General features: G+C 59.7%; 9 protein-coding genes and 3 pseudogenes. 6 read left to right on the forward strand and 6 right to left on the reverse strand.

The features are described from left to right. Positions 1-578: 578 nt before the first annotated feature. Positions 579-1268 carry an IclR family transcriptional regulator gene (locus CWO89_RS34475; RefSeq protein ID WP_035692612.1) on the reverse strand — a complete coding sequence of 230 codons (690 nt, stop codon included), beginning with the start codon at positions 1266-1268 and terminating at the stop codon, positions 579-581. A gap of 346 nt (positions 1269-1614) precedes the next feature. On the opposite strand from CWO89_RS34475, the gene CWO89_RS34480 reads away from it, so the two are divergent. The 3 genes from CWO89_RS34480 to CWO89_RS34490 all read left to right on the forward strand — a co-directional run bounded on the left by CWO89_RS34480 (position 1615) and on the right by CWO89_RS34490 (position 4457). Next, on the forward strand, positions 1615-2292 hold the full coding sequence (locus CWO89_RS34480) for a type 2 periplasmic-binding domain-containing protein (RefSeq protein ID WP_130229959.1): 678 nt from the start codon (positions 1615-1617) through the stop codon (positions 2290-2292). A gap of 9 nt (positions 2293-2301) precedes the next feature. Further along, the gene (locus CWO89_RS34485; protein ID WP_028168737.1) at positions 2302-3564 is read left to right on the forward strand and encodes a CaiB/BaiF CoA transferase family protein; all 1263 of its coding nucleotides are present in this window, start codon (positions 2302-2304) and stop codon (positions 3562-3564) included. Positions 3565-3629: 65 nt separating this feature from the next. Next, complete coding sequence (locus CWO89_RS34490; RefSeq protein WP_028168738.1) at positions 3630-4457, forward strand: citryl-CoA lyase; 828 nt, start codon at positions 3630-3632, stop codon at positions 4455-4457. Positions 4458-4965: 508 nt separating this feature from the next. On the opposite strand, the gene CWO89_RS49750 is transcribed toward CWO89_RS34490, so the two are convergent. After that, complete coding sequence (locus CWO89_RS49750; RefSeq protein WP_463702905.1) at positions 4966-5391, reverse strand: BstA C-terminal domain-containing protein; 426 nt, start codon at positions 5389-5391, stop codon at positions 4966-4968. Positions 5392-5411: 20 nt separating this feature from the next. Here CWO89_RS49750 and CWO89_RS34500 point away from each other — a divergent pair. After that, positions 5412-5586: pseudogene (locus CWO89_RS34500) on the forward strand (ATP dependent DNA ligase); the annotation flags it as partial. A 727-nt stretch (positions 5587-6313) separates the two neighbouring features. Further along, positions 6314-7159, forward strand: a complete 846-nt coding sequence (locus tag CWO89_RS34510) for a hypothetical protein (protein WP_245476715.1) — start codon at positions 6314-6316, stop codon at positions 7157-7159. A gap of 103 nt (positions 7160-7262) precedes the next feature. On the opposite strand, the gene CWO89_RS34515 is transcribed toward CWO89_RS34510, so the two are convergent. Both CWO89_RS34515 and CWO89_RS46310 read right to left on the reverse strand, forming a co-directional pair. Further along, positions 7263-7637 carry a hypothetical protein gene (locus tag CWO89_RS34515; RefSeq protein WP_130229965.1) on the reverse strand — a complete coding sequence of 125 codons (375 nt, stop codon included), beginning with the start codon at positions 7635-7637 and terminating at the stop codon, positions 7263-7265. A 42-nt stretch (positions 7638-7679) separates the two neighbouring features. Then, positions 7680-7823: a hypothetical protein gene (locus tag CWO89_RS46310; RefSeq protein WP_155255601.1), complete on the reverse strand. Its 144-nt coding sequence runs from the start codon at positions 7821-7823 to the stop codon at positions 7680-7682. 184 nt (positions 7824-8007) lie between these two features. Between CWO89_RS46310 and CWO89_RS34520 the strand changes: the two genes are divergently transcribed. Further along, complete coding sequence (locus CWO89_RS34520; RefSeq protein ID WP_130229967.1) at positions 8008-8349, forward strand: hypothetical protein; 342 nt, start codon at positions 8008-8010, stop codon at positions 8347-8349. 602 nt (positions 8350-8951) lie between these two features. On the opposite strand, the pseudogene CWO89_RS34525 reads toward CWO89_RS34520, so the two are convergent. Together CWO89_RS34525 and CWO89_RS34530 are read right to left on the reverse strand one after the other, a co-directional pair. Beyond that, positions 8952-9322, reverse strand: a pseudogene (locus CWO89_RS34525) (hypothetical protein). A gap of 32 nt (positions 9323-9354) precedes the next feature. After that, positions 9355-9491 (reverse strand): annotated as a pseudogene (locus tag CWO89_RS34530) (IS5/IS1182 family transposase); the annotation flags it as partial. Positions 9492-10202 lie beyond the last annotated feature (711 nt).

Below are 10202 nucleotides of genomic sequence, written 5' to 3' on the forward strand. Positions count from 1 at the left end.
CGCACGGTTGATCTGCAGACGGAGAGCTCGGCGTTATCGCCCAGCAACCAATTATCGATGCTGAGCACAGCGTGCCCTTGTCCTTGGAAGGGAGGTCGAAGAGGACTCTTGATCTGAGACTCACTGATTTTGAGGCTGATCTTCACTTGGCCACAGGCGCCGCAACAACATCCCGATCAGAGGAAACTTCGCAATCTGGCAAGTTCCGTGATGTGATCGGCTGACAAGACGTCCGGTATGAGCGGAGGCTGTGGCGCGGTGTGGATTTGGTAAAGATGACGTGTGGCCTCACGCTTGGTCATAAACTCTCGTATGCAGTCGTCCAGTGTGCCTTCCGCCGACAGATATGTACTTTTGTCTGCACGACGCTCATTTTTTATGGAGGGCCATTTGCGAAGCATCGCGGGCGCATCGTGTCGTTCGCGTCCGTCATCTCTGTACTCGATCCTTCAACGCGGCGCTCTGTCCACGGAATAGCCGGGAAGTAGCCTCATTGCCTCACGAGGCCCCATCACACTGCCACCCCGAAGCCGCGTCGAATTCTTCGCAAACGGCACAAAGCGGGCGTCCTGGACTGATCAGCGTTCGCTCGCAGGCAGCAACCCCGCTAACGCCTTGGCTTCCGATTTGAGAGCATCGATTGCCGCCTTGCGCGCACCGGCATTGAAGCGAGTCCTGATCGCCGACACTGAAAGGGCGCCCCTCAGTTCGCCGTGTACGTCGATCAACGGCACGGCCGCCGCGGCGACCTCCGGGTCCCGCTCTCCGATCGAAACATAAAAGCCTCGGTCGCGGATTTTCTTCCCTTCGGCGTTCGCTGGCTCGCGGAATACAGTGAGAATTCGCCCGGCGGCTCCGCGATCAATGGGCAATCGCTGACCTTCTTCGAGATGATGTCGAACTGAACGTGGAGAATTGACGCGGTAAAGACAGATACGTTCGTCCTTGTCTGCAACATAAAAGGATGCAGTTTCCCCAGTTGCCTCGACCAGTCGACGAAGCGATGGCCGGATGATTTGGCCAAGATCAAGGCCGCGCTGATAAAGCACCCCAAGGCGCCACAACTCCGGTCCTGGTCGAAACAACCGGTCCGCGCCGCGGACGAGAAAGCCGTCAGCCTCCAACGAAGAGGCCAGTCGCAGCACTGTGCTCTTGTAAAGGTCCGCCGTCTCCGCGATCTGCGTCAGTGTCATCGCAGTACGCTCCGCGTTGAAACTTTTCAGGATTGCGAGCGCTCTGCTGACCGCGTCAACTCCTGTCTTGCTCATTTCTGCTCCGGTTCTGCACTATAGAACAACTATCAGAGCTAGGGGGTGAACCCTATTTCAGAAGCATTGAGGCGGTTCTGCAAGCCAGAATAGTTTGACTCTTCTTCTAACTAAGAGTATCGGTTTTGCACGTAACGGAAGTTCTGAGACGCGAAACAATGGAAGGGGTAGCCAAGGCTGGCCGTGACTTGCGCGAGGTGATGATCCGCTGAGACTGATTGGTGGCTCGGCGCATGGCGTCGGGGGTGTATGATCACCTGATCCAGATGCACGCAGGGGAACGAGATCTCGTTCGTCTTCCTGCCGCACCACATACTCGGCGTTCTTCTCGGGGTGCGCAGCGATCTTGCCGCCATATGCCAATATGAAGAGCGGCTCCGACCTAGACGGCCCGAAGCTCGGCATCACGGCTCCTGGTTCCTGGACGGGCAGAATGGCGCGCCATTGCATCAAGATGCCGGGATTGGGACCGCGCGACGTCAACATCATCGCGGTCGGGAGCGATGCGCCGGACGTGGTGGCACTCGACCCCAAAAAAGTCGACGCGCTGGTCTATTTCGATCGCATTGCGACCCTGCTCTCGAGGAAGATTGGGGCCAATTCGCTGTTCGATGCGCGCACCGTCGAAGGCGCCAAGACTGCCTTTGGCGGGATCCGTCTAGCGCCTGTCGCTACCTGCCGCAATCTTCATCGACAAAAATCCCGAAACCGCGCAGCGCTTGGTCAATGCCCTGCTGAAGAGCCACCGCTGGGTCAACTCTGTATCAACGGAGCAGTTCGTGGCGCAGTCCCGGCACAGTACGAAACTGATCGCGAGGTGAACATCGAGATCCTGAAAGCGTCCAAGGCGCCGTTTTCCCGGGCCAGCCTAATGGACGCCCAACCGCCCAAGGTACCCCCGGCTGTGTTGAGCGGTTTCTACCCAGGATCACCGCGGCAAGCAAAACCTTCACCGATCGCCTCGCTGGCGTGCGGCCCAGCGGTTGAACTAACAACGGCGGGCGCCGAAGATACCACAAAGTAAGGCTTCGTCATGTCCCTGCCGCTCACCGGCATCCGTGTCCTCGACCTGTCAAACGTATTGGCAGGCCCATTCTGCGGCTACCATCTCTCGCGCCTCGGCGCGGAGGTTATCAAGGTCGAAAACCCCAATGGAGGCGATCTCGCGCGGCGCCTTGGCGCCGATCCGGAAAGGGCAGAGCGCCTTCAGGGCCTCTCCTTCGTCAGCGTCAACGCCGGTAAGCAGTCGGTGGCGCTCAATCTGAAGTCTGAAGCGGGAAGCGAAGCGTTTGTCGGGCTGGTGTCCGAGGCCGACGTCCTTGTCGAAAACTTCCGGCCAAAGGTCATGGAGCGGCTTGGTCTCGGTTTCGACGCGTTGTCCAGGCGCAACCCGCGCCTCATCTATTGTGCAATCTCAGGCTTTGGGCAAAACGGTCCTTGGTCCGCCCGCCCGGCCTACGACCAGATCGTCCAGGGCCTTTCCGGCGCGATGAGTGTTACCGGTGATGCAGCCACGGCTCCGCTGCGGACTGGCTTCCCGATCTCCGATACCATCGCCGGGCTAACGGCCGCCTTTGCTATCGCCGCGGCGCTCGTCGAGCAGCAGCGAACGGGCAGGGGCCGCTTCATCGACGTGTCGCTGCTCGAGGCGACCATCGCGGCTATGGGATGGGTGGTTTCCAATCACCTGAATGGCGGAGTCGAGCCGCGGCCGATGGGGAACGAAAATTTCACGGCCGCACCCTCCGGCACGTTCTGCACCGCGACCGGACCGCTGAATATCGCCGCCAACGAGCAGAAGCAGTACCGGACACTTTGCGATCTGATCGGCCGGCCGGATTTGAAGACGGATCCGCGCTTCGCGAAGCGGGAAGCACGTAAACTGAACCGCGGAGCGCTTAACGATGAGCTGAACGTGGCGTTGAGCTGCAGGTCTGCGGAGGAATGGGAGGCGCTGTTGAATGCCGCCGGCGTCCCTGCCGGCTGTGTGCTGACCGTCCCGCAAGTTTTGCGTGAGCGGCAGGTGCTGGAGCGCGGATTTGTCGAGACGCTGCCGCTCGATAGGGCTGGCGAACCGCCATTACGCATTACGCGCCCTGGTTTTCGGCTGGATGAGGCGTTTCCTGCCCCCGCGCTCCCCCCGTCGCTCGGTGCGGACACGGAGCGATGGCTGGCTCGACTCGGTTATACAGATCCGGAAATTGAGCACCTTATCGCAAGCGGTGCCGCCGGAACGTCATGTCAAGGAGGAGCTCATTTTCCGCGGGTCCGCCCGGCAACAGATGGAGCAGCGTGACGACCAGGCAGTTGCGCGCAAGCAAACCACTGCCGGGCATAGGCTAACGGGATTGGAAAACAGGGATGAGCGAAACGGAGCTGCGAGAGCAGGCCGCCCATTGGTGGCGGAGCTCTATATGCGACATCGCCCCCGGGCGGATCGCCTATCGCGGATACACGATCGAGGAATTGATTGGTCATATTTCGTTCCCCGCGATGATCTGGTTGATGCTGCGTGGCGAGCTACCCACACCGGCACAGGAGCGGCTCTTTGAGGCTGCCCTGGTTGCATCGGTGGATCATGGCCCACATGCACCTTCCATCGCCATCGCGCAGATGGCTGTGAGTTGCGGGCTGCCGCTCAATGGCGCGATGGCATCCGCAATCAACACGCTGGACGGTGTGCATGGCGGAGCGGGGGAGCAGGCGATCGAGCTCTATGACGAGGTCCTGCGACGCAGCGAGACCAAGGACCTCGATGAGGCTGCCGCGGAGGTGATCGACCATTTCACCGCCGCGCGCAGCAAATATCTGCCGGGCTTCGGTCACCGCTTTCATCCCGTCGACCCGCGCGCTGAACCGCTACTCGCGCTAGTCGATGCTGCGATCAGTGAAGGTGCCGTCAACGGTCGCTACGCCAGCGCTGCGCGCGCGATCGAGCGCGTTATGCGCGAGCGCAAAGGCAAGCTCATCCCGCTGAACATCGATGGAGCCACCGCAGTCATCTACGGGGAGCTGGCCTTTGCTGCACCCCTGGCCCGCGGCATTTTCTGCTTGTCACGGGCGGTAGGGATTCTGGCCCATGCATGGGAGCAGACCGGACGCAAGGACCGCAACAAAGGCCCGATGCCCAAGCAGTTCGCCTACAAATACGAGGGGCAGCCAAGGCGCAGCCTAAAGCAAGCGCCATGATGTACCATAAGGACTGCCGAGCTCATCGAAACGCGCGTCTTTTCGGCCACCGCCAATTGCGTCGGTTCGGATTGCGCGGACGTCAACCGTGGAGACAAGCCGGCTGACTGCTTCATCGAGGGCCGTGGTTCGAGGCGTAGGGAAATCTCTATCTAGTCAACATTTCCTTGGCCGCATCGTCAGGCTTGCACCCGGTGGCTCCTGGTCCTCGATCGTCAATAACGCTTGGCGGAATGGCCTGGCCGCATTCTCGCGTCCAACAACGTCTGGGGCGTGCCCCTGATGAAAGATGGTGCTGTAAGATCGGCAGGTTTAGTCATTCTTCGGAACGAGTGGTCCGGTCGTGCTGGCAATGGACGCCAGACGCTGTTCGTAACTCGTGCATAGCTGGGCCACGTCTTCGTCCTGGCATCGGATGGCGAGTGCATCGCTCCTCAGTCCTGCGCTCGCTCGACGTGTTCTGAGCCTGCCCATGACGGGCAGGCTCTCTCGACCTTTTTCGCCGCTGTTACTGTGCGGTGATCTGCGCCAGGATAAGCGCGGCAATGGTGAGTTGAGCGATCGACGGCGCCAGATTGCCCCTTGAGACCTTGCCCCGCAGATAGTTGCTGAACTTGCCACCCTCCATATAGACATCCTGCAACCATTCCCGATACGCGGCGAGAGGGTAGCACAAGGATTCTTGCGGATTCGACTTCGATTGCGGATGGCTGGCGAGGTAGTGGTGAGGATATTTTCCACGCTCGCCGTTCGTCGCCGCCAAGTCGTCGTCGCAGCAGTCTTTCGACCAATGCTGTCCGATCGAGATATCAACGACGCTCTTCTCCCGATATCGGCACTGGCCATGATCAGTTCGTAGATCACGGGGGGGCCTCGTTGAAGACGTGCAAGAAACCCTTTGGCGCGGACTGAAAATTGAGCACGATGCGCTCATGCCATTTGTCGAACTTCTTCGAGAAAGCGCTGACGCCGCTGATCCGGAAGACGCAGCCCTATGCCAAGCGCGTCGCGCACCAGGGGCATTTGGGTCGAGCCAAAGCTGCTGGCCGAAATCGAGTACCGCGCCAGATCGGCCAAAGGCAAGGTGCGACAGCCGGTCTTCAAAGGCTTGCGGGAGGACATGCAATGAGATGGTGCCCGCGCTGCGATAACTGCCGGTGGGTTTGCGAAATCATTCGGACCAGCCTACCCATGCGTGCACCTGCGGCGGCGCCGGTATGCCGTGCCCATTTTGCAATAAGAGCGGTGACGAGTCGTCGTCCCCGGCGCTGCCAAAAGGATTGTTAGCCGCGACGACGACGCGTCCTTAAACGCAAAAAAAGCCCGGCGACCCATCAAGGACCGCGGGGCATTGTCGTTTTGTGATTGGGGGGTGCATTGCTTCACGGGCCACGGCCTCGTCAGCTTCTCGACAGCTTGCCCGAGTAGGAAGCTCAGCTGATCTGTAGACGTGAGGCTAGCGTGGACCCGCACAATTTTGACCCCTCCAATGTAGCAGCTTCGTCAGAGGTGCAGCACGCCCTCACGGAAGATCAGCAAGCGGACACGGCGGAGCAAGAAGCCTTTGAGCAGCAATTTGAAGCGGCGCGCCTGGCCGATACGGCGATGCCCGACCGGGGGCCGCGCCGTAGCCCCCCTGCCAATGTGGCTAGCGACAGCCAGCAGCCCCGGACGAGTTGATGGGGGCACTTGCCAGGAGCAACCTCCTGCCAAGCGAGGAGGTCCTCATCAACGATGAGCATGACACAGCCGGGTTGAGACCAGCGAAGAGGCCGAGGACCCTAAACAATCCGCAAAGCGTTGCCATTGAGCGGCAGCTGAGCGAGATCGCTAATTCAGGTGGAGGTGGTGGAGCAATGCCGGCCGCCTCGGCGCTGCAGCCGGCTCCGTCAACGGGGATTGTGATAGGGTGGGACAGGCGGCCTCTTTATTCCGAGGATGCTCCCATTATCTTGGGGCTTGAGGGGGCCCTCATCAAGGGCGGGATGAACGAAGGCTGGGCCAAGCAGTATGTAGGTTATCTTCGTAGCTTTAGCCGTTGGCTCTTCGCAAAAAACAAGCCGAGCATTGTTGCTCGGCTCGAGAGTAAGTCGCTGAGCGGTGATGTGTCCGAGTTCACCGGAAGGGGTAATCCCAAGAACCTCCTTAAGGCAATAGACCATCTCCGGACCTTCCGGTCGACAGGCGTGCCGATCGTACACCGCCGCGCAAAGCGCAATCCTCACCCCCAGAACGCGGCCCTCATCAATCCTGAAGACGCTGTACTGATCGAGCCGAGGCGCGTCGACCAGGCCGCTGCGCAGCACAGCGCGTGGCAGGAAGCCGGCAGTCGGCCCGAGGGGATTCGGGGACTGCAGGATGATCAACCCGCCCCGTCGGTTTTCGTCCAAGAGCACGTCGCGTTCGACCCAGAGCAGATGTCTCCGGGGGAGCTTCGGCGAGTGCTCGATCATCTGGATGATCAATCTATGCCTTCTCCAGAGGGGCTTCTCCGACTGGAACAGGAGCTTCGCCAGGACATTCAGGGAGGCAGAATAATCAACCCGCTCCATCATTTTCCGTCGGTCCAGATTTCGATCCAGAACAGTTCACTTTTGAACCGGGGGAGCTTCGGCGACTACTGGATGATGAACCGGCGCAGTTGGGAGTGGCATCTAGCTCAGGCCCGGCAGATCAGTAGGCTTAGCCGGGCCCGCTGCTGAATCTATCAATGTACCTCCCCCTGGATTTCCAGCACCGCCCCCAATGGGCGTCGGAAGACTTCATGCAAGGGATGAGCTTGCACAACCTGCTGCCGAGCGCGTCTCAGCCGGCGACAAAATCCCTCTCGGCGGCGTGAACTACACGGCCACATTGGAGGAGCATCAGATTTTTCTGCGCCCAACATGAATAGCGGATTGTCGCACGGCAAAGAGGATGTAAGCTCTCGGCTTTGAGCCCGGGGAATGGCCTCCCAACCGGCTTTCTCCCATAGGTACGTAGAGCCGTTGGGAACGTGGTGGTACCGGCGCAGTTCGAGAGCGGCAGGTGCAGGTATTTCGTGATGAGGGAAGCGAGGAAGCCCGCCATTGCGGCAATCGCAAGCATCATCCACCGCACGCCGCGCGCTCGCATCAGAAGATCATGCATCGCGTTGACCTTGATTTGCACGTTGGAGAGCTGCGCGGTGACGTGCTCCAATTTCGTTTGCAGACGAATGACGCGGTCGCGGGTACCCGTGGGTCATTTCTCGATCGCCTTGATTGCGGCGACCGCGGCGACAGCCGTCGACACTCCGATGAAGAACGAGGTGAAGATCGCCTGCTCGGTCTTGTCCCAAGTGGATTGCCCGTCGATGCCGGGCTTGCCGATGCTCGGGCGCCCCAAGAGCCGAGCCTGTGATGGATCAGTTCCGGCGCGAGGACGATCATCATCATCAGGACGGGTCGGCCCCCGAGTCTTCTTTCTGACAAATCTGCGCATTCGGGTTGTCCGCGTTCCGAAGGGGCGCTACCCGCGATGGTGCGTCTGCGCGCCGAAAGATCATCCGCAGTGGGCCGGCTCCTTCCTGATGAGCGGCTCCGTCATCACGGTTATCGCCCGCATCGCTCCATCCGAAAGGAGCACGGCCGTGATTGAAGCCATCCTCGGCGTGCTGACGTCGATCCTGTCGGCGCTGTTCAACTGGCTGAACGCCCGGGTCGACGCGGACAAGAAAAGGTACTGGATGTTCGATATAGCGAATGCGCCGCCGACCGCTTGTCGCAAATTTTGCCAAGAGCAAAGTTCGAGAAGGTGTTTACCTACAAGGGCGATTTCATTTGGACGTGGTGCGTCAGCAGACGCCGTTTCCGTGGGATCGTCTCATCAAGGCGGTCAATCGGCCGTGGTGGACAGGATCTCACCATGCTGAGCAGACGAGCGTCTCGGTGCCTGCGGTCCGGTGAGAACGGGGCCGGAAGACGCTGGGGCGGACAGCGTCCTCTCCGTTCCCGCGCTCTCTAAGCCCCTTACAGCAACGAGAGCTGCATCTGCGGCTCTCCTTTGCGCCTCTGACGATAGCACCTGCTGATCACTTGACTTTTTCGGATCTGTGCCCCGGCGCGACCGTGGGCACGGGCGCGCCGGGGCCTTGCTCCCTCTTAGTCTAGCCAACCTGGGGGTATAGGGGGCTGCGGTAGATCAGCGAGAGGTCGCACGATCAGAAAGCACAGCGGCAAGGCTGACGTCAGCGCACATTCGTGCTCCTACACAAGGAACTTTGGCCCGAGCAGCGAGAGCTGGATATCGACGTGATGCCCCCGCCGCTTGAGAAAGCCCTCCAACGACGGCGGTACGTCGCCACGATCGTCGATTTTGAGATAGACGAATGAAGTGCGCCTACGTTCGTCCGCTTCGCGCGCCCGACGGTTGATGGTCTGGCCAGGTCGGTACGAAAACTCGGCGGAGAATGCCTACCGGCGCAAACGGATTGGCGCGGGCGCACGACCTCATGCGGGTCCCGGCTGCGGCTGATCAAACGAGTTGGGGAAGGCCGGGAACGGAATTGAGGACCTCGTCCACGAGTTCGTCGCCGGCATGTTCGTCGGCGAACGCGATCGTCTCGTTGACGAGGCCGGCGATCTTTCCTAGGCTGAGACCCTCATTCATCAATTGCTGGCCGAAACCGGTGACGCCGGCTCCGCCGAGGACGCTGCCGCCCTCTGAGTCTTCACCATCATGCTTCGTCACTGATTCCGAAGCGCCGGGAATGGACTCGATCATACGCCCCACGGGGCCGTCGGCTCCCTCGCGTTGCAGGAACCCAGCATCATGGCAACGGCCTTCTCTGCGAGAGCCGGGTCGACGCCGACATCGGTGGCGATGCGCGAGACGAATTCTTCTATGCAGGGTTTCTCGCTTGAGGGCGTGTGGTCAGTTATCGCATCCATAGCACGATAGCTGCGAGAGTGACGACTGGGCGGTAATTCGGGCAGTTTTTTCGTGGGTTGCTACGCGTCGGAACTGTTTGAGCTTACCGAAGCAGCACTCCACCAGATGTAGTTGTTCATAGAGAGTCTGCCGGGTTTGTAACCCTCGGCGGTCACGACGATCAAGATCGGCATATCTACCCCTTAGAATGCATTTGTGGGACCGATCCATCGTGTGATTGTCGTCCATCAAAGCATTGATTTACGGATAATGAGAATGGCGAATACTTGAGCTTGGTCGAGGTCAGATAATTGGCGATCTTTGTCCTGTCTGCGACAAAGAGGTGGAGAGGGAATATCAGCGGAGGCTCGTGTCCGTTCTGATCGGCATGTACGTCACAAGTCTCGCGTGGCTCATACCGCGCCGTCTGTAGACAAACCTTGGTATAGGTTTTGCAACCGGTTCTATATCGCCTGTTTACCTCTGTAGAGTTGAGCCACCCGTTGAGTCGTGTGTACTTTCGACGTCGAAGCTGGACCATTTGACAATCGGGGGGTCGCGAAACCTTAAGCTCACTTGATAGGCTGTTGCGTGCCATTGAGGCGCGAGGGACGAAGTTGAATGGAAACACGTGAGCCCACTTTCGCCTTGGAGATCCATCAGCACATTGTTTCGTTCCTGCAGAAGTCAGATCCAGTGATTTTGGACATTGGCTGCTACGACGGCGTTGCCTCGTTACGTTTTCTTCGGCTTTGCCCAGAGGGCTGAGCCCTGCTGCTTCCAGCTGCCCCCGGGCGATTGCTCGCTTTAGAGAAAAACATTGGTGCCTATCTTGAGAAGGTGCCTCTAATGGGG

The sequence above is a fragment of the Bradyrhizobium sp. Leo170 genome (assembly GCF_004296405.1).
Lineage (GTDB): Bacteria > Pseudomonadota > Alphaproteobacteria > Rhizobiales > Xanthobacteraceae > Bradyrhizobium.